20 protein-coding genes are annotated in these 19566 nt (G+C 71.0%); 1 reads left to right on the top strand and 19 read right to left on the bottom strand.

The window, feature by feature from the left end; translation table 11 throughout:
• The 19 genes from VGW35_13115 to VGW35_13205 form a co-directional block, all read right to left on the bottom strand.
• Positions 1–183: HisA/HisF-related TIM barrel protein (locus tag VGW35_13115; GenBank protein HEV8308595.1), on the bottom strand; the 183-nt coding region annotated here is incomplete at its 3' end.
• Positions 180–824: an imidazole glycerol phosphate synthase subunit HisH gene (hisH, locus tag VGW35_13120; GenBank protein HEV8308596.1), complete on the bottom strand. Its 645-nt coding sequence runs from the start codon at positions 822–824 to the stop codon at positions 180–182. The genes hisH and VGW35_13115, both read right to left, overlap by 4 nt.
• 55 nt (positions 825–879) lie before the next feature.
• Complete coding sequence (hisB, locus tag VGW35_13125) at positions 880–1467, bottom strand: imidazoleglycerol-phosphate dehydratase HisB (protein ID HEV8308597.1); 588 nt, start codon at positions 1465–1467, stop codon at positions 880–882.
• A gap of 89 nt (positions 1468–1556) precedes the next feature.
• Positions 1557–2873, bottom strand: coding sequence for a histidinol dehydrogenase (hisD, locus tag VGW35_13130; GenBank protein ID HEV8308598.1), 1317 nt, complete (start codon positions 2871–2873; stop codon positions 1557–1559).
• Positions 2870–3520: an ATP phosphoribosyltransferase gene (gene hisG, locus VGW35_13135; protein ID HEV8308599.1), complete on the bottom strand. Its 651-nt coding sequence runs from the start codon at positions 3518–3520 to the stop codon at positions 2870–2872. Before hisG ends, hisD begins: the two co-directional genes overlap by 4 nt.
• On the bottom strand, positions 3517–4770 hold the full coding sequence (murA, locus tag VGW35_13140) for a UDP-N-acetylglucosamine 1-carboxyvinyltransferase (GenBank protein HEV8308600.1): 1254 nt from the start codon (positions 4768–4770) through the stop codon (positions 3517–3519). The genes hisG and murA overlap by 4 nt, the downstream gene beginning before the upstream one ends.
• Positions 4770–5744, bottom strand: coding sequence for a peptide chain release factor N(5)-glutamine methyltransferase (gene prmC, locus VGW35_13145; GenBank protein ID HEV8308601.1), 975 nt, complete (start codon positions 5742–5744; stop codon positions 4770–4772). The genes murA and prmC overlap by 1 nt, the downstream gene beginning before the upstream one ends.
• Positions 5741–6820, bottom strand: a complete 1080-nt coding sequence (gene prfA, locus VGW35_13150; GenBank protein ID HEV8308602.1) for a peptide chain release factor 1 — start codon at positions 6818–6820, stop codon at positions 5741–5743. The genes prmC and prfA overlap by 4 nt, the downstream gene beginning before the upstream one ends.
• A gap of 174 nt (positions 6821–6994) precedes the next feature.
• Positions 6995–7204: a 50S ribosomal protein L31 gene (rpmE, locus tag VGW35_13155; protein ID HEV8308603.1), complete on the bottom strand. Its 210-nt coding sequence runs from the start codon at positions 7202–7204 to the stop codon at positions 6995–6997.
• Positions 7205–7403: 199 nt separating this feature from the next.
• Entirely contained in the window at positions 7404–8657 is a 1254-nt protein-coding gene (gene rho / locus VGW35_13160) for a transcription termination factor Rho (protein HEV8308604.1), read from the bottom strand.
• 341 nt (positions 8658–8998) lie between these two features.
• Positions 8999–10045 carry a peptidylprolyl isomerase gene (locus tag VGW35_13165; protein ID HEV8308605.1) on the bottom strand — a complete coding sequence of 349 codons (1047 nt, stop codon included), beginning with the start codon at positions 10043–10045 and terminating at the stop codon, positions 8999–9001.
• Between the two features lie 19 nt (positions 10046–10064).
• Positions 10065–13280 (bottom strand): transcription-repair coupling factor, encoded by a 3216-nt coding sequence (mfd, locus tag VGW35_13170; protein ID HEV8308606.1) that lies wholly within the window; start codon positions 13278–13280, stop codon positions 10065–10067.
• A gap of 81 nt (positions 13281–13361) precedes the next feature.
• The gene (locus VGW35_13175) at positions 13362–14009 is read right to left on the bottom strand and encodes a redox-sensing transcriptional repressor Rex (protein HEV8308607.1); all 648 of its coding nucleotides are present in this window, start codon (positions 14007–14009) and stop codon (positions 13362–13364) included.
• Between the two features lie 62 nt (positions 14010–14071).
• Positions 14072–14290 carry an ATP synthase F0 subunit C gene (gene atpE, locus VGW35_13180; GenBank protein ID HEV8308608.1) on the bottom strand — a complete coding sequence of 73 codons (219 nt, stop codon included), beginning with the start codon at positions 14288–14290 and terminating at the stop codon, positions 14072–14074.
• 159 nt (positions 14291–14449) lie between these two features.
• Positions 14450–15247 (bottom strand): F0F1 ATP synthase subunit A, encoded by a 798-nt coding sequence (gene atpB, locus VGW35_13185; protein ID HEV8308609.1) that lies wholly within the window; start codon positions 15245–15247, stop codon positions 14450–14452.
• Positions 15248–15372: 125 nt separating this feature from the next.
• Positions 15373–15798, bottom strand: coding sequence for an ATP synthase subunit I (locus VGW35_13190; protein ID HEV8308610.1), 426 nt, complete (start codon positions 15796–15798; stop codon positions 15373–15375).
• The gene (locus VGW35_13195) at positions 15773–16018 is read right to left on the bottom strand and encodes an AtpZ/AtpI family protein (GenBank protein ID HEV8308611.1); all 246 of its coding nucleotides are present in this window, start codon (positions 16016–16018) and stop codon (positions 15773–15775) included. The genes VGW35_13190 and VGW35_13195 overlap by 26 nt, the downstream gene beginning before the upstream one ends.
• Positions 16019–16114: 96 nt before the next feature.
• Positions 16115–17848: an iron ABC transporter permease gene (locus VGW35_13200; GenBank protein ID HEV8308612.1), complete on the bottom strand. Its 1734-nt coding sequence runs from the start codon at positions 17846–17848 to the stop codon at positions 16115–16117.
• On the bottom strand, positions 17845–18927 hold the full coding sequence (locus tag VGW35_13205; protein ID HEV8308613.1) for an ABC transporter ATP-binding protein: 1083 nt from the start codon (positions 18925–18927) through the stop codon (positions 17845–17847). Before VGW35_13205 ends, VGW35_13200 begins: the two co-directional genes overlap by 4 nt.
• Positions 18928–19367: 440 nt before the next feature.
• Between VGW35_13205 and VGW35_13210 the strand changes: the two genes are divergently transcribed.
• The coding region (locus tag VGW35_13210) for a hypothetical protein (protein HEV8308614.1) at positions 19368–19566 on the top strand (199 nt) is incomplete at its 3' end.

Raw genomic sequence — 19566 nt, forward strand, 5'->3', positions numbered from 1 at the left:
GCGCGGGCCGCCCGCGAAGGCGCCATCGAGGTCGACGACGTGGAGTCGCGGCGCCCCCTCGGTCGCCCAGCGCCGGGCCCAGACGACGGGGTCGTCTCCGAACACGGTGGCCGTGTCCGCGCGCCCCTCCACCAGGCGGACGCAGCGCCCGCCCTGGAGGTCGATCGCCGGGATCACCATCACGGCGGCATCCCGGGGGTCGCCGCCAGCGCGGCGAAGTTCTCGAGGAGCCGGAGCCCCCAGCCCTGGCTCTTCTCGGGGTGGAACTGGGTGCCGTGGAGCGTCCCGCGGCTCAGGAGCGCCGGGAAGCGCACCCCGTACTCGCAGGTCGCGACGGCGGAATCGGCGATGGAGTCGGGAACCGGGTAATAGGAGTGGACGAAGTAGACGTAGGCCCCGTCCGGAACGCCGGCGAGCAGCGGCAGCGACCCGGGGCGGAAGCGGAGCTGGTTCCAGCCCATGTGGGGGACCTTGAGCCGGGCCGGGAAGCGGCGCACCACGCCCGGCAGGACGTCGAGGCCCTTGGCATGGCCGAACTCTTCGCTCTCGGTGAAGAGGAGCTGGTAGCCGAGGCAGATTCCGAGGTAGGGGCGGCCGGCCTCGATGTGGGCGCGAATCGGGCCGACGAGGCCCAGCCGCTCGAGGCTCTGCATGGCATCGGCGAAGGCACCGTCGCCGGGCACGACGAGGGCGCCGGCGCGCTCGACCGTGCCCCGGTCGTCGGTGATCACGATGTCGGCGCCGCGGCCGGGGCTCCCGACCCGGGCGAGGGCCTTCCCCACGCTCCCGAGGTTGCCGCGCCCGTAGTCCACGATCGCGATCATGGCGAGATCGGCACTCGGCTGCCGCGGGGGGCGGCCCCTCGGCGGTCCCTCCCGATCACAGGGATCCCTTGGTCGACAAGACGCCCTCGATCCGCGGGTTCAGCCGCGATGCCTCCGCCAGCGCCCGGCCGAAGGCCTTGAAGATCGCCTCCGCGATGTGGTGCAGGTTCTCCCCGTACTGCAGGTTCACGTGCAGGTTCACCATCGCGTTCATCGCGAAGGCCCGGAAGAAGTCCTTGAGGAGATCCAGGTCGAAGTTCCCCACCTTCGTCTTGCTGAACGGCACGTTGTAGGAGAAGTAGGGCCTCCCCGAGATGTCCAGGTGGACCGAGGCGAGCGCCTCGTCCATCGGTACGAAGGCGGCGCCGAAGCGGACGATGCCCCGCTTGTCGGCGAGGGCCTCGTGAAAGGCCTTGCCGAGGCAGATCCCGACATCCTCCACCGTGTGGTGCAGGTCCACGTCCGTGTCGCCGCGGGCGTCGACCTTCAGGTCGAGGAGCCCGTGCTTCCCCATCGCCTCCAGCATGTGGTTGAGAAAGGGGATCGGCGTCTGAGCCGAGGCCTCGCCGGTCCCATCGACGTTGAGCTGGAGCAGGATCTCCGTCTCCCGCGTCTTCCGCTCGATGCGGGCCACCCGCTCGATCGTCGGCGTGGCGCCGGGCGGCGCTCCGCCTCCCGCGCGCCCGCCACCGCCGGGTCCCTCACCGCCGCGCCGCCGCCGCCATGCCATGCCTACTCTCCCTCCTCCGGTCCGCTCGCGCCAGGCGGCTCGACGCGGACGCGCGCCGCCTCGCTGTGCCCCTGGAGACCTTCGGCCGCCGCGAGCGCCCGAAGATGCGGCCAGGCGGCCCGCAGCCCGGCTGGCGTGTAGTGGATGAGGCTCGAGCGCTTGACGAAGTCCTCGACCGAGAGCCCCGAGGCGAACCGGGCGGTGGCGCCGGTCGGGAGCACGTGGTTGGGACCGGCCAGGTAGTCGCCCACGACCTCGGGCGTGTGGCGGCCCAGGAAGATCGCCCCCGCGTGCCGGACCATCGGCAGCCATGCAAAAGGGTCCGCGACGCACAGCTCGAGGTGCTCGGGGGCCAGGCGGTTGGCGATGGCCACCGCCTCGGCAAGGTCCCGGGTGACCACCACCGCCCCATGGGCCCGCACCGCCGCCTCGGCGATCGCCGCCCGCGGTAGGCGCGGGCACTGGCGGGCGACCTCGGCCGCGACGGTCTCGCCGAGGCGCGGGGCGTCGGTGAGGCAGACCGCGCGGGCGAGGGGGTCGTGCTCGGCCTGGGCCAGGAGGTCGGCGGCCACGTGGCGCGGATCGGCCCCGGCATCCGCCACCACGACGACCTCGCTCGGCCCGGCTACCAGGTCGATCCCGACCTCGCCGAAGACGAGGCGCTTGGCGAGCGCGACGTAGATGTTGCCGGGGCCCACGATCTTGTCCACCCGGCGAATCGTCGCCGTGCCGTACGCGAGGGCCGCGATCGCCTGGGCGCCCCCGACCTTGTAGGCCTCGGTGGCTCCCCCGAGGCGCGCCGCGGCCAGCACCGTCGGGTCGAGCCGGCCGTCGGGCCCGGGCGGCGAGGTGATGACGAGCTCCCGGACGCCCGCCACCCGCGCCGGGATCAGGGTCATCAGGACGGTGGACGGATAGGCGGCGCTCCCGCCGGGCACGTAGCAGCCGACCCGCTCGAGCGCCGTCACCTGCTGGCCGAGGAGCGAGCCGTGCTCGTCATGGATCCACCAGGAGCGCGGGAGCTGGTGGCGGTGGAAGGCCTCGATGCGCCGCGCCGCCTCGCCGAGCGCGGCCTCGAGCCCGTCCGGCCCGGCGGCGGCCCACTCGGCCGCCGAGACGCGAAGCTCGCCGGCTGTCAGCTCGACCCCGTCGAACCGCTTCGTCAACTCGAGGAGCGCGGCGTCGCCCTGCCGGCGGACCTCGTCGACGATGGCCGCGACCCGCGCCAGCAGGTCGGGGGCGGCCTCGGCGTGGGGGCGGGCGAGCGCGGCCACGACCCCCTCGATGCCGAGCTCGGCGGCCCGGAGCCGTCGGATCACCGGGCCACCTCCCCGCGCAGCTCGTCGAGGAAGCGACTGACCGCCTGGTAGGCCGTCTTCTGGGCCGCGCGGTTCACGATCAGGCGCGCCGTCGAGGCCAGGATCTCGGCGACCTCGACGAGGCCGTTGGCCCGGAGCGTCTCGCCCGACTGGACGAGGTCCACGATGCGCTCGGCCAGGCCCACCAGGGGGGCCAGCTCGATCGAGCCGTCGAGCCGGACGACTTCCACCTGGATCCCGCGCTCCGAGAAGTAGCGCCGGGTCAGGTTCGGGTACTTGGTCGCCACGCGCACCCACGACCACTTCGACGGGTCATCGTGCTCCCAGAGCGCCTTCGACTCGGCCACGACCAGCCGGCAGCGCCCGAAGCCGAGATCGAGCGGCTCGTAGACGTCCGGCTCTTGCTCGAGGAGGATGTCTTTGCCGACGATCCCGAGGTCCGCCGCTCCGTACTCCACGTAGGTGGGGACATCCGCCGGCTTGAGGAAGAGGAGACGGAGCCCCCGGGCCGGGTCGGTGAAGATGAGGCGACGGGACTCGTCGGCCGGGATGCCATCGAGCCCGGCCCGCCGGAGCAGCTCGAGGGCCGGCCGGAGGAGGCGGCCCTTGGGCAGGGCGAGCGTCAGTGGCCGCGCGACTCCGCTCATCGCTCCCGCCGGATTCGAGCGCCCAGCGCCGCCAGCTTGGTTTCCATCGCCTCGTAGCCCCGATCGAGGTGATACACGCGCGAGACCACCGTGGTCCCGCGGGCGGCGAGCCCTCCGAGCACCAGCGAGGCCGAGGCGCGCAGGTCGGTCGCCATGACCGGCGCCGCCTGGTAGGCCTCCACCCCCCGGATCACCGCCCGGTGGCCGTCGATCTCGATCGAGGCGCCGAGCCGCCGGAGCTCCGCCGCGTGCATGAAGCGGTTCTCGAAGATGGTCTCCGTGATCACGCTCGACCCGTCCGCCAGTCCGAGCAGCGCCATCATCTGCGCCTGCATGTCGGTCGCGAAGCCCGGAAACGGGTTCGTCACGATGTCGGTCGGCCGCGGACGGCCGTTGGCCCGGACTCGGATGCGGTCCACGCCCACGTCGAGCCGGGCGCCGGCCGCCTCCAGCTTGTCGAGGATGGCGGTCAGGTGATCGGGCACGACGTCGCGGACCGTCACATCCCCCCCGGTGATCGCGCCAGCCACGAGAAACGTTCCGGCCTCGACGCGGTCGGGGATGATCCGGTGCCGGGCCCCCGCGAGCGCCTCGACCCCCCGGATCTCGATCCGCTCCGTGCCGGCTCCCTGAATCTTGGCGCCCATGGCGTTGAGGAGGCGCGCGAGATCCGGGATCTCGGGTTCGCGCGCCGCGTTCTCGAGGACCGTGGTCCCTTCGGCCAAGGCCGCCGCCATCATCAGGTTCTCGGTGCCGGTGACCGTCACCGAGTCGAAGACGATGCGGGCGCCCTTGAGGCGGGCCGCCCGCGCCTCGACGTAGCCCTGGCTGAGCTGGATCTCGGCGCCCAGGCGCTCGAGCCCCTTGAGGTGGAGGTCGATCGGCCGCACGCCGATGGCACAGCCGCCCGGCAGCGCCACCCGCGCCCGCCCCGCGCGCGCCACCAGGGGTCCGAGGACGAGGACCGAGGCCCGCATCGTGGAGACCAGCTCATACGGCGCCTCCACCGACACGACCCGCGGCGTCCGCGCCACCGTCGCGCCGTCCTCGTACCGGACCTCGGTGCCGAGCCGCCGGAGCAGCTCCGTGATCGTCGCCACATCGGCCAGACGTGGCACGTTTTCGAGCACGATCGGCGCCTCGGAGAGGAGCGACGCCGCCAGCAGCGGGAGCGCCGCGTTCTTCGCCGCGCTCGCGCGCACCTCGCCGTGCAGGGGGACGCCTCCGTCGACGACCAGTCGGGCGGGCATCAGTGAAAACCTCCCGCCACCCCCCCAGCCCCCCCTCCCCACCCATCGGGGGGAGGGGGGGTGACTGGACTCACCTCCACTGGTTCCACCGACACCTCGAGGACGCGTTCGTAGCCGAGGAGATCGCGATGGAAGACGGGGACGCCGTAGCGCGGATCGTCCCCGAGTCGCCGGCGGAGGGCCGGGGCGTGGTCGTGCCCGATCTCGAGCAGGACCCGCCCGCCCGGACGCGCGAACCGGGGGCCCTGGGCCAGGATCCGCTCGATGACGGCGAGGCCGTCGGGGCCGCCGTCGAGCGCGAGCGCGGGCTCGAAGCGGCGCACTTCTTCGGGCAGGCCGCCGAGGGCGGGCCGCGCGATGTAGGGGGGGTTGGCGAGGACGAGGTCGCACCGACCTTCGAGCCCCTGGCCGGCGAGCGGTGTCCAGAGATCCCCTTCGAGCACTGTGACTCGGCCGGCGAGGCCGAGGTGCTCGACGTTGACCCGCGCCCAGGCTGCCGCCGTCGGGTCGAGCTCCACCGCCCACACGACGACGCCGAGCCGGCGGGCCGCGAGCCCGCAGGCGATCGCGCCGGACCCCGCGCCGAGATCGAGCGCGACCGACGGCGCCGTCGGGGGGCAGAGCGCCACGGCTCGCTCGACCAGGAGCTCGGTCTCGGGGCGCGGGATGAACACGCCCGGCCCGACCCCCAGCCGGAGCCCGAGAAACTCCTCCTCCCCCAGGATGTACTGGAGCGGCTCCTGCCCCGCGCGCCGCGTGACGCACGCCTCGAAGCGGGACAGGGCCTCGCCGCCCAGTGTCCGCCCCGGCTCGAGGTGAAGCGCGAGTCGAGTCGTCCCGAGCACACGGGCGAGGAGCAGTTCCGCATCCTGGCGGGCGGTCGCGATCCCGGCCGTTCGCAGCCGGCCGACGGTCCGCCGCAGCACGGACCCGATCCGGACGCCGCCGGGGGGCTGCCGGAGCGTCGTGGTCACGAGCTCACGGACTCCAGCTGCGCCGCCCGCTCGGACTCGAGCAGCGCATCGACCAGCTCGTCCAGATCGCCCTCCAGGACGTCGGGCAGCCGGTGAAGGGTGAGCCCGATCCGATGATCCGTCACCCGACCCTGCGGGAAGTTGTAGGTCCGGATCCGCTCGCTCCGCTCGCCCGTGCCCACCTGGCTCCGGCGGTCGGCGGCGATCTGGGAGCGCTGCTCCTCCTGGGCCCGCTCGAGGAGACGGGCCCGGAGCACCCGCAGGGCCTTCGCGCGGTTCTTGACCTGCGAGCGCTCGTCCTGACAGGTGACGACCAGCCCGGTCGGCGAATGCGTGATCCGGACGGCCGAGTCGGTCGTGTTGACGCCCTGTCCGCCGGGCCCGGAGGAGCGGTACACGTCGATCTTCAAGTCCTTGTCGTCGATCCGGACCTCCACCTCCTCGGCCTCGGGCAGGACGGCCACCGTCACCGTGGAGGTATGGATCCGGCCGGCCGACTCGGTGACCGGGATGCGCTGGACTCGATGGACGCCGCGCTCGAACTTGAGCCGGCTCCAGGCCCCCTTGCCGTGGATCGCGAAGATGATCTCCTTGAACCCGCCCTGCCCGGTCGGGTGGCTGTCGATGATCTCGACTCGCCACCCGCGCCGCTCGGCGTACCTCGCGTACATCCGCGCGAGATCGGCGGCGAAGAGCGCGGCTTCGTCGCCGCCCGCCCCCGCCCGGATCTCGCAGAAGACGCTCTTCTCGTCGGCGGGATCCTTGGGCAGGAGGAGACTCTTGAGCTGTCGCTCGAGCTCCGCCTCCCGGGCGCGCAGCGTCAAGAGCTCGGCCTCGGCCAGCTCATGAAGCTCGGCATCCCCGTCCTCTCCCAGGATGTGCTGGGCTTCCTCGATTCGGGCCAGAACGGTCTTGTACTCGCCGAAGGCGGTGACGACCTCCTCGAGGTCGGCGCGGGCCTTGGCCAGCCGGGCGTATTCCGCCCGCGCGCCTCCCTGCTGGGCGGAGGCCGACTCGGCGAGCTGGCGACCCAGCTGTTCGTACCGGCTCTCGATCTGTCGGAGCTTGTCGAACACGTCAGTTCACGGGCCTCAGTCCCTCGCAGGAATCATGCGAACGCGCGCGGGCGGGCATAGCAGGAAAGGAATCGCCGGGGACCGATGGGACACCGGGGCCCGCGGCCGACCCGTAGGCCCACGCGGCAAGCGTGCCGGACACCCGCCGGGCGGGCGCCGTGATCGCGGCTCGCCCTACGCCTGCTGCTTTCGGCCGTATTTGCGCTGAAAGCGCTCGACCCGCCCCGCGGTGTCCACCAGCTTCTGCTTGCCCGTGAAGAATGGGTGACACTTCGAGCAGATCTCGACCCGGATGTTGGGTCGCGTGGACCGGGTGTGGATGACCTCCCCGCAGGCGCAGGTGATGGTGGTCTCGACGTACTCGGGATGGATCGCGGCCTTCACGCAAGTCCTCCTCGGGAAAGGACGAATGAGAACCCCATCATGTTACCACAGGTGTCCGGCCCCGGCAAGCTGAAGGGCGACGAGCGACGCGACGCCGAGCCGCGCCAGGAGTGCGAGGTGGGGGACCCACCACGCGGGTTACCGAAGCGCCACGACGGGGGGGCATCGGGTGGGTCTTTCGAGACCCCCCCGAAATGACCTAGCCCAGGCTCGACATCGAGTTCAGGAACTCCTTGTTGGTCTTGGTCATCTTGAGCTTGTCGAGCAGGAGCTCCATGGCCTCGACGGGGTTGAGCTGGGACAGCGCCTTCCGCAGGAGCCAGATGCGCTGGAGGTCGTCCTTCTCGATGAGCAACTCTTCCTTGCGGGTGCCGGACTGCTCGAGGTTGATCGTCGGGAACACACGCTTGTCCATGAGCCGGCGGTCCAGGTGGACCTCCATGTTGCCGGTCCCCTTGAACTCCTCGAAGATCACGTCGTCCATCCGGCTGCCCGTGTCGATGATGGCCGTGGCCAGGATCGTCAGGCTGCCGCCTTCCTCGATGTTCCGGGCGGTGGCGAAGAACCGCCGGGGCCGCTGGAGGGCGTTGGCGTCCAGGCCGCCCGACAGGACCTTGCCCGAGGGCGGGATGACGGCGTTGTGGGCCCGGGAGAAGCGCGTGATCGAATCCAGGAGGATCACGACGTCCTTCTTGTGCTCGACGAGGCGCTTGGCCTTCTCGACGACCATGTCGGCCACCTGGACGTGTCGGGCGGGTGGCTCGTCGAAGGTCGAGGAGATTACCTCGCCCTTGACGTTCCGCTGCATGTCGGTGACCTCCTCGGGCCGCTCGTCGATGAGCAGGACGATGAGATAGATCTCCGGATGGTTCTTCGCAATCGCGTTGGCGATGGCCTGCAGCAGCATGGTCTTGCCGGTCCGGGGGGCGGCCACGATGAGCCCCCGCTGCCCCTTGCCGATCGGGGTCAACAGATCCATGACCCGCGTCGAGAGGTCCTCGGAATCGTGCTCCAGCCGGATCCGCTCCATCGGGTAGAGCGGGGTCAGGTTGTCGAACAGGATCTTGTCCTTGGCCGCTTCGGGGGACTCGTAGTTGATCGCCTCGACCTTCAGCAGCGCGAAATAGCGCTCGGAGTCCTTGGGCGGCCGGACCTGCCCGGAGATGGTGTCCCCGGTCCGGAGGTCGAACCGGCGGATCTGGGAGGGGGAGACGTAGATGTCGTCCGGTCCTGGCAGGTAGTTGTAGTCCGGAGCCCGGAGGAACCCGAAGCCGTCGGGCAGGACCTCGAGCACCCCTTCGGCGAAGATGAGCCCGTCACGCTCGGCCTGGGACTGCAGGATCTTGAAGATCAGCTCCTGCTTGCGCAGCCCGGAGATTCCCTGAATACCCAGGTCACGGGCGATCGCGTTGAGCTCCGGGATTGCCTTTTCCTTGAGCTCGGTCAGATTCATCCCGCCAGTACTGGGTGCCACAGGGTTGCCTCCTTCTCTACGATCCGGCGAGTCGTGACCGGGACGACCCGCTCCCGGATTGGGGGGAATGGGACGACGGGGCCGGCGAGGAGGTGGGGGTGTGCTCACGGCTGTAAATCGCTCCTTTGAGATACCGCGTGGCGAGGATCGTCAGGGGATTACGGCGTCAAGCTCAGTCCGTCCATGTATAACACTCGCCATGCGAGCTTGTCAATAAACTTCCCGGGGGCCCGCTGGGGCGTGAGCCCCAGGACCGGACGCACCAAGCGCCTCGTGCTTCCGGGTCAACCACACGCGGTTCCGACACTTCGTCCGAAGACTTACAGCCGCTCGACGATAAGAGCCTTTTCACGCAGGCGCTGCACCCACTCGTCGAAGCGCGCCTGGGCCTTGCGCTGCAGCAGGATGTCGCGGGCCTGCTGGCGTAGCTGGGCGAGCATCTCCGGCGTCACCTCCTCCCGATCCTCCAGCTTGAAGAGGTGATACCCGGCCGCCGACCGGACGGGCTCGGTGACCTCGCCCTTGCCCAGTCTGAGGATCGGCTCCTCGAAGAGCGCCTGAAGCTCGCCGCGACGGAGCCACCCCAGGTCGCCCCCGGCGGCCGCCGACCCATCCTTCGAGTACTCCTGGGCCAGCTCCGCAAAGTCCGCCCCGTTCCGCAGCCGGACCGCCAGGGCCTCGGCTTCGGCCTTGGCGCGCTCCCAGGCCGCCCCCGAATCGGGCGGCTCGGCCAGCACGGCGATATGGCGCGGGCGGTACTTGAGGTCGTGTTCGAGCTTGTCGCGGTTGGCGGCCACGTAGGCGTCCACTTCCGATTCGGTCACGTTGGCCCGGCGGGTGACGCGCCGGCTCCGGATCTTCTGGACCATGAGCTGGTCGCGCATCTCCCGCCGGAGCCCCTCCCAGGTGAGTCCCTGACCCCGGAGCTGCTCCTCGATCTGCGGCCGGTCTCCGCCGTTCTTGCGCACGAAGTCGTCGAGCGTCTGCTGGACTTCTTCGTCGGTCACCTCGACTTTCTCGCGGCGCGCCTCCTGCACCTGGAGCCGGTGTTCCACCATCCGCGTGAGCACCTTCTGCTGGAGCTCGAGCACCGCCGTCGACGTGGCGGGCGCCGCCTCCTTGGTCTCCCGGAGGTAGAGGATCAGGGCCTCCTGGAGTTCGGACATCATGATGACGTCCTCGTTCACGACGGCCACGACGCGGTCGACCACCGACTGGTCCGGCGGCACTGCTGGAGCGGCGGCGGCGGGAAGCAGGAGCGAGCCGCTGGTCGCCGGCACGGGTGGCAGGGCGGGGGGCGTGCCCCGGCACCCGGCCAGGGCGCCCACGAGCGCGAGAGCCGTCAGCCAGCGAAGCCAGTGCCTCATGCGAGCTCCCTCCAGCCCGTCAGGCGAGCTCCGTCAGCAGTCTCAGCAGCGCCGCGTGCGTATCGCGCCAGGGCGCGGCCGGGACGGTCGCCTCCAGGACGAACTCGCGGACCAGCCGGAGGCGCTTCGGCTGGGCGCGCAGCAGCGTGAGCAATCGCGCGGGCGTGACCGCCGTGCCCGGGGCGAAGGTGACGAGTGCGCGGCCGCCCCGAACCTCCAGCTTCTCGATCCGCAGCGCCTTGGCCGTGACCCGGAGCACCACCACGTCGAGCAGCTGCTGGGCCGCGGCAGGGAGCGGTCCGAATCGGTCCTTGAGCTCGGCCCGCACTTCCTCGACCTCGACCTGGCGGCGGGCGCCGGCCAGCCGCTTGTAGAGGCCGAGACGCTGGGCCGCCTCCGGCACGTAGTGCTCCGGCAGGTACGCGGCCGCCTCCACCGTCACCACCGGGTCCAGCTCTTCTTCGACGGGCTCCCCCTTGAGCTCGCGAACCGCCTGGTCCAGGAGCTTCAGGTAGAGATCGAATCCGACGGCCTCGATCTGACCGTGCTGCTCGGCCCCCAGCAGGTTGCCGGCGCCGCGGATCTCGAGGTCGCGCAGGGCGACCTTCAACCCCGACCCCAGCTCGGTGAGCTCCTGGATCACCCGGAGCCGCTTGGCGGCAGTCTCATCCACGCGCCCGTCGGCCGGGATCAAGAGGTACGCGTAGGCCTGGAGGCGATCGCGTCCCACCCGACCGCGGAGCTGGTAGAGCTGGGCCAGCCCGAGTCGATCCGCGCGGTTGATGACGATCGTGTTCGAGGCCGGGATGTCGAGGCCCGACTCGACGATCGCCGTGGAGACCAGGACGTCGAACTCGCCGGCGACATAGCGGGTCATCGTCCGCTCGAGCTGAGCCTCCGGCATCTGGCCGTGGGCCATCGCGAGGCGGGCCCGCGGGGCGAGGCGCTGGAGAAGTCGGGTCAGCGCGGGCAGGGACTGGATCCGATTGTGGACCACGAACACCTGGCCCCCACGGCTGAGCTCGCGCTCGATCGCGTCCTTGATCACGTGGGTATCGAACCGGCACACGACCGTTTCCACGGACAGCCGGTCGGCCGGCGGGGTCTCGATGACCGAGAGGTCCCGGATCCCCGAGAGCGCCATCGAGAGGGTTCGCGGGATCGGCGTGGCGGTCAGCGTGAGCACGTGCACGGTCTTCCGCAGCTGCTTGAGGCGCTCCTTGTGGGTGACGCCGAACCGGTGCTCCTCGTCCACGACGAGGAGGCCGAGATCCTTGAAGGTCACGTCCTTCGAGAGGAGCCGGTGCGTCCCGATCACCACGTCCACGGTGCCGTTGGCCAGCCCGGCCAGGACCGCCTTCTGCTCTCGCGGTGACCGGAAGCGCGAGAGCATCTCGACCCGCAGCGGATAGGGCGTAAAGCGCTCCCGGAAGGTCGTCGCGTGCTGCTGGGCGAGGATCGTCGTGGGCACCAGCACGGCGACCTGTCGGCCGTCCGTGGCGACCTTCATGGCGGCCCGCATGGCGACCTCGGTCTTGCCGTACCCGACGTCGCCGCAGACGAGCCGGTCCATGGGGCGCGGGCGCTCGAGATCGGCCCGCACCTGGGCGATGGCCTCGAGCTGATCCGGGGTCTCCTCGAACGCGAACGCGGCCTCGAACTCGTGCTGCCAGGGCGTGTCGGGGCCGATGGCGAACCCCTCGAGGACCTGTCGGGCGGCGTAGAGCCGGAGGAGGTCACCGGCGATCTGCCGGACGGAGGCGCGCACCGACTCTTTGGTCTTCTGCCAGCTCGTCCCGCCCAGCTTGTCGATCCGGGCGGGACCCTCCCCGCCGCCGACGTACTTCGAGACCGCTGCCATCCGCTGGACGGGGAGGTAGAGACGGTCCCCTTCGGCGTAGTCGAGCAGGAGATAGTCGGCCTCCTGACGGTCGACGGTCAGGGTCACCAGGCCGCCATACCGTCCGATGCCATGCTCGACGTGGACGACGAGGTCGCCGGGGGCGAGGTCCGTGAACGCGCTGATGCCGCTGCCCCGGTGGTAGGCGGGCTGGCGCCGTGGGGTTCGCCGGGCGCCGAAGAGCTCGGTCTCGGTCAGGCAGACGAGCCCGAGCGCCGGGCACTCGAAGCCCGCGTGGGCACCCCCGATCACCACGGCCAGGGACTCGGGCCCGAGGAGGGCCGGGACGACCGGGGCGTCGAGCTCGTGGTCTCCGAGGATCTCCCGGAGCCGGGCAGCCGTCGGGGCCTCGCCCGCCATGAGCCGGACACGGAAGCCCTCGGCCCGCCAGGCGGCGAGCTCGGCCACGAGCCGGCGGAACTGGCCGCGGAACGTCGCGACCGACCGAGTCTCCAGGCGGAACGCGTCCGGCCCGCCGGTGACCAGGAGCCCGCACTCCACGCGCGGGTGTCCGGCGATGGCGGCGCCGAGATCCGGCTCGTCGGGCGCGGGCTCGAGAAGCTGCGGATCCTCGACGACGCAGACGGCCTCGCGAGGGAGGTAGCCGAGGAGCGTCGCCGCCCCTTCCCCCGGCACCATCGGGAGGACGGCCACGGAGCTCAGCGACTCCGTCGAGCGCTGGCTCGAGGGATCGAAGGCCCGGATCGACTCCACCACGTCGCCGTCGAACTCGAGCCGGACGGGAGTCGGCCGGGTCGGCGAGAAGAGGTCGACGATCCCGCCCCGCACGCTCCACTGCCCGACCTCGCCCACCGTCTGGACCCGCTCGTAGCCCGCCGCCGTCAAGTGGTCCAGCAGGGCGTCGCGGTCGAGAGCGTCCCTGACGGCGATCGTGAGCCGCTGGCGCCCGACGAGGTCGGGCACGGGGAGAGCACCCATCACGCCCCGAGGCGTCGTCACGAGCCAGAGCGGCGCGCCCTGGAGGAGCCGGCCCAGAAGCGCGGCGCGCTCGGCCTCCTCCTCCCGATCGGCGCCGCCGCGCCAGAGGGCGGTGTGGGGGGCCGGAAACGCCGCGATGTCCTCGGGCGCCTTGACGCCGAGCAGGGTCACGAACGCCCGGAGGTCGTCGACGACGCGGGGCACCGCCAGGCCCGCCGGCACCAGGACACACGCCGGCCCATCCGCCGGGAGAAGCCCCGCGAGGGCAAGGGCCTTGGCCGAGCCCCAGAGCCCTTCAAGAACCACCCGGTCGGCGCCCCGGTGGATGGCCTCACGCGCTCGCGCAAGGTCGCCCCACTCGAGGAGCGTCGTGGGAGAGGTCAGCAGCAAGGACACGCGCGGGAATCGGGCGGTCCGAACCGCCCTCTCTTCACGTATACCATCGGCCCGGTCGCCGGGTCAAACTCGTGCGGGGCACTAGCGGCCGCCCTGGGCGAGATGGAAGGAGAGGTTCTCGAGCTCGATCGAGAGGTCGACGTTCTGGAGCCGCACGTCTTTCGGCACGTTGAGCCGGACTGGCGCGAAGTTGAGGATGGCTCGTACCCCCGACGCCACGAGCCGCTCGACGATGCCCTGGGCGGCCTCGGCCGGGACGGCGATCACCGCGATCTGGATGCCGTGCTGCTTGACCACGCGCGGCAGCTCGGCCAGCGGAGCGATCTGCAAGCCGTTCACCGTCCGCCCCGCCTTGCCCGGATCGTCGTCGACGATGGCCGCGATCCGGAAGCCCTGGCGGGTGAACCCCCGGTAGTTGAAGAGCGCCGAGCCGAGGTTCCCGAAGCCCACCAGCACGACCCGCCACTCGCGATCCAGGCCGAGGAGCCGCTGGAGCTCGGCCCGGAGGTTCTGAACGTAGTAACCGATGCCACGGATCCCGAACTCGCCGAAGTAGGCGAGGTCCTTCCGCACCTGGGCGGAGTTGAGATGGAAGCGCTCCGCCAGCTCCTGGGAGGAGATGGTCTTGACGCCGTCCTCCTCGAGCTGGGCCAGGCAGCGGACGTAGATCGAGAGCCGGCGGACGGTCATCTCCGGGATCTTGGCGATGCGGGATGATGAGCGCGGCATCCGGAGCGGAAGCCGGGCGGGCGGATCCCTCCGGGGGGCCACCCGCCCGGCTCCCGTGACCCCTATTTGAACGGATTCGCGAAGAGCAGGATGATCGCGATCACCAGGGTGTAGATCGCCAGCGACTCGATGAGGGCCAGACCGATGATCATGGCGGTCTGGATGCGGGCGGCGGCGCCGGGCTGCCGCGCGATCCCCTCCACCGCCGACGCGATCGCCCGGCCCTGGCCCAAGCCGCAGAGGCCCGCCGCCAGCGCCATGCCGATCCCGGCCGCGATCACGGTGAACGGCCCGACCCAGGATGCTTGCGCGCCTGCCGCGGCGGCGGCTTGCTGGGCGGACGCCACGCCGCCCGCCAGACCCCCGACCAGCACCAGCATCATCAGGACGATTCGCACAGTCCCTACCTCCTTTCCCGCCCGCGCGCGCGAGCGAGCCGATCAGTGGTGGGCCGCCGCCTCGCCGTGAGCCGCCGGCCCATGAGCCGGGGCGTGCTCGTGCTCGGCCGCCAGGGCCCCCGCGATGTACAGCATCGAGAGCATGACGAAGATGAAGGCCTGGAGGAACGCGACCAGGAGCTTCAACGGAAAAAGGAAGCCCACCGTGAAGGCGATGGCCACGATCGTCCCGAACCCCCCGATCAGCCATCCGAACACCCCGGCCGCGCCCGACAGGGCCCAGGTCGAGAGACCCACCGTCATGAAGAAGACGATCGAGAGCAGGATGTGCCCGCCCAGCATGTTGCCGAACAGCCGCAAGGTGAGCGACAGCGGCCGGGCGAGGTGACTGATCAGCTCGATCGGGACCATGAGCGGCGCCAGGGCCGGCATGGGGCCGGCGAAGTGCTTGAGGTACGCCCACAGGCCGTGCTGCCGGATCCCGATCCAGTGGTAGGTGAAGAACACGACCAGCGCGCAGGAGGCAGTCGTGTTGACATTATCGGTCGGGGCCGTGAAGCCCGGCACCAGGCCCAGCAGGTTCGACGCGAAGATGTACAGGCCGAGGGTGGCGATCAGCGGCAGGTAGCGTCGGCCTTCGGGGCCAATCACGTCGTCGATGAGGCCGAGGATGAACTCGAGCGCCGCCTCCATCGCGTTCTGAAGCCCGGTGGGGACCAGGGCGGGCCGCCGGGCGGCGGCGAGGGCGAGGGCGGTGAGGATCACCATGACCACCCAGGTGAAGGCCACGTGGTGCGGGACACCGAAGGTGTTGAAAATGGGCGGCTCGAGCGCTTCCACCGAGGGTCAGTCCAGCTCGGGGCGGGAGCGCCTGCTGCCGCTCCCCCCCAACCCCCCCCACCAGCAACCCGCTGCTTGCAGCGGTCTCCGCACGGCGACGTCCCGCATCAATGCCTTCACGCCTCTCAGGCGAGCCGGGCCACGCGGAGGCCTTCCGTCACGACCGCGACCGGCAGGGCTGCCAGCGCCACCAGCAAGCCCACCAGCCCGAGCCATCCGGCGCCGGCGGCCAGACCGAAGGCCAGCGCCACCGCGCCGAACCGGGCGCCGGTGGCGCCGACCCAGACCACCCGGCGCAGGGGCCCGCCGGAGGGGGTCGCGGCGCGCCGCAGCACGAGGCCGGCTGTCCAGCGGAGCCAGAAGAAGTTCGCCACCGTGATGGCGCCACCCACGAGGGCGCCGGCGGCCTGCGCGGGCCCGGCCAGGGTGAAGGCCGCGGTGGCGATGAGGGCGACGAGGCCGGCCGTCAACCAGGCCACTCGCCGGGCCAGCTCGCCGTCGGCGCTGGGGGCCTGGGGCGTCGGATCAGTCCTGGCGGTCCTGCCTGCCATCGAACACACCTGTCGCCCGGAAGAGGTTGACGAAGCCCGCCGCAATCCCCAACAGGAGCCCGACCAGGGTGAGCCACGGTGAGGTGCCGAGCCACCCGTCCAGGGCATGGCCTCCCCAGAGACCCAGCACCGTGGAGATCACCAGCGTGAGCCCCACCCCACTGAGGACGCCGAGCTGCTGCACCCAGCGCCGGTCCGGCCGCGGACCTTCGTCGCTCACGCGCGCCCCGGGGGCAGGAGGGGGAAGCTTGTGAAGGAAGACACTAGCACAGTTCCCGGGCCCTGACAACCCCGGACGCTCGTTCCCGGCGCGCGCTCATCCGAACATCCCGCCCATCCGGGCCCCGGCGATCCGATTGATGGCGACCAGGCAGAAGGCGGCGACCGCGATGAGCACGACGCCGAGGGCCGCCGCCTCGCTGGCGCTGCCCGCGATGTAGAAGTTGAAGATCCCGACGGTGATCGTCTCCCAGCCGCCCAGCGAGAGAAAGAGCACCGCGGAGGCCTCCTGGAGCGACGTCATGAACGAGAAGAGCCCGCCGACCAGGACACCCTTCCAGATGAGGGGCAGCGTCACGTCCCGGAAGGCGCGGAGGCGGGAGGCGCCGACGCTGCCGGCCGCTTCCTCGAGCGACCGGTGCACGAGCAGCAGTGACGCGTAGCTGCCGCGGACCGTGTAGGGCAGCCGGCGGATGGCCAGCACGAGCGGCAGGATCACCCACATGCTGGTGAGCGGCAGGCCGAGGCCCGGGATCTCGTGGTGGAAGGCGCGGATGTAGGCGATCCCGATGGCCGTCCCCGGGATGGCGAGGATCAGGGTGTTGAGCGCGTCGAGGAAGCCCCGGCCGGGCACTCGCGTCCGGGCCAGGATCCAGGCGATGGGGACGCCGACCGCGATGCAGAGGAGGACCGCCAGCACGGAGTAGAGGAGGCTGTTGGTGATGTACTTGGGTGTCTCCACGAGCACCCGCTCGAAAAATTGCAGGGTATACGAGGTGGGCAGCGCCGTGAGCGACCATCCCCGCCCGAAGGCGGCCAGGCCCACCCCGAGATAGGGCACGAAGGACAGCAGCAGGATGAGCGAGAGCCCGGTCACCACGAGGGCTTCGGGCAGGCCGCGGAGGCGACGGCGCTCCACCTTCGAGTAGGCGAGCGAGGAGTAGTCCTTGATCGCCACGTAGTGCCTGGCGGCCGCCAGGAAGGCGATGGCCAGGAGGACCAGGAGGGCCGAGATCACGATCCCCATCCGGAAGAGCCGCCGGTCCACGAACTGCACGATGTTGAGGTAGGCCTGGGAGGCTAGAAGGTCGTGGACCCCCACCACGAGCGGGGTCACGAAGTCGGCGAACGTCCAGATGAAGACGAGCAGCGCGCCCGCGATGTACCCCGGCGTGGTGAGCGGAAGGGTGATCGTCCAGAACTTCCGCAGGCCCCGGGCGCCCACGCTCTCGGCCGCCTCCTCGAGGGCGGGGTCCACCTTGCCGAGGGCGTCGACGACGTTCAACGTGATCATCGGGAAGAGGTGGAGCGTCTCGACCAGGAGCACGCCGTGGAGGCCGTACATGAAGTTGACCGGCTTGACGAGGTCGAAGTAGTCCATGAGCAGCACGTTGACGGTGCCCGCCCGCCCGAGGATGAAGACGAACCCGAGGACCCCGACCAGCGGCGGCGAGATGATCGGGATGAGCGTGAGGTACGAGAAGAGGTTCCGGCCTCGGAAGTCGTACCGTACGAGCAGGAACGCAATCCCGACCCCGAGCACCGAGGTGCAGGCGACGACGCCCACTCCCAGGAGAAGGGAGTTCCAGAGAGAGCGCAGGTAGAAGCCGTCGGTGAAGAACTCCCGAATGTGGGCGAGGGTCAGCCTCCCTGCGTCGTCGGTGACCGCGTCGTAGAAGACCCGCCCGACTGGATAGAGGAGGAAGAGAACCAGGAACGCCCAGATGAAGAGGACGCCCAGCGCCGGAAGCAGGCGCGAAGCGTGGAGGCCGGCCGCCGGGGCGGGCACCGCGACTGTCGGGCCGGCCGCGGCGGGGGAAGCGGGGCTCACGGTGGAGCCGCGTCCTCGTCCGGCAGCGCCAGCGTCACCGTCGACGGAAACGAGAGCGTCACCTCGGTACCGATGGCCAGGGGCTCGTGGTGCCACGGGTCCCGGATGTCGGCTTGCAGGAGGGGGCCCGATGCGGTCTCCACATCGTAGCGCAGGGTGTTCCCGAGGTAGGACGCCAGCACGATCCGGCCCCTGACGCGGTTCCCGTCCGCTCCCGCCCCGCCCACCGCGACGTTCTCCGGCCGGATCGCCAGGAGACATGGCCGGCCCGGCGCGATGCGGCCGGCGGCGCGGGCCCGGATGAGGCCGAGCGCGGTCTCGACCCACAACGCCTCCCCGTCCTGGCTCTTCACGGTGCCGGGGACGAGGTTGTTGGTACCTACGAAGTCGGCGACGAACCGGGTCCGCGGCCGCTCGTAGAGCTCTCGGGGTCTGCCCACCTGCAGGACGCCGCCGTCCCGCATGACGGCGACCCGGTCGGAGAGCGACAGGGCTTCCTCCTGGTCGTGGGTGACGTAGACGGTGGTGATGCCGAGCTCCTGCTGGAGCTTTCGGATCTCCGCGCGGACCTGGACCCGGATCTTGGCGTCCAGGTTCGAGAGGGGCTCGTCGAGGAGGAGGATGTCGGGGTTGAGGACGAGGGCGCGTGCGAGCGCGACGCGCTGCTGCTGGCCGCCGGACAGCTGACCGGGGTAGCGCCGCTCGAGACCGCCGAGGTTCACCTTCCGGAGGCCCTCGGCCACCCGGGCCTGGAGGGTGTGGCCCGTCAGCCCGCGAAGCCTGAGACCGTAGGCGATGTTCTGAAAGACCGTCATGTGCGGCCAGAGGGCGTAGTTCTGGAAGACCATTCCGATGTTCCGCGCATGGGAGGGGACGTCATTCACCACGCGCTCGCCGAAGAGCAGGGTCCCGGCGTCAGGGCGGTAGAAGCCGGCGATCAGGCGGAGAAGGGTCGTCTTGCCGCACCCGCTGGGGCCGAGGAGCGTGAACAGCTCTCCGTCCGCGATCTCCAGGCTCACCGCGTTCACGGCGGTGACGGCCCCGAACCGCTTCGTGACGTCGCGGATCCCGATCTTCACGCGGCGAGGGCCGGGCGACCCTGGGCCAGGCGGCACGCGATCTCGACCGTGCGGCGAAAGGCGCCGGGCTCGACGCTGCCGTGGGCCGGCGGCGTCAGAGCCAGCGGCAGCCCTCCGCCGACGGTGACGCCGCGCTCGAGGCCGAGGAGCTCGCGGGCGATCTAGCCCTGGTCATGGTACATAGTAGCCGGGCGCCGGCCTGAGCCTAGCGAGCCGGCCGCCCGGCGTCAAGGGCGCGGGGGCGCGCGGGGGCGCGTGGTGTCGCGGCACGGTGTCTTGTGCTGCGCGGTGTCTTGGCTATCGACCTCGAGATGGGCGACCCCGACCAGGGCATGACCGATTCGGGGCCGGTGCCTGACGCTTTTCGTCTCAGCCATCGGGCGCGGTCACTCATTTGGGAGCGGTCTCCTTCTAACCCTTCGTCGGATCGAGCCACGCCGGTGAGGCGCCGCTGGTACGAGGGTTGCTCCGATCTGGCCGGGATCCGGATGGTGACGCCAAGAGAGGGCCACCGATTGACTCGGCATGCGCTCAGGCTCAGCCTGCTGTTCGCCACGACGCTCGCGCTGACGACGCCCGTCGTCCGGACGGCCGGGGCGTCGGTGGCCGGCTGCCCGGTCTTCCCGGTCGACCACATCT

The organism is Candidatus Methylomirabilota bacterium, from assembly GCA_036005065.1.
Lineage (GTDB): Bacteria > Methylomirabilota > Methylomirabilia > Rokubacteriales > DASRDR01 > DASYQW01.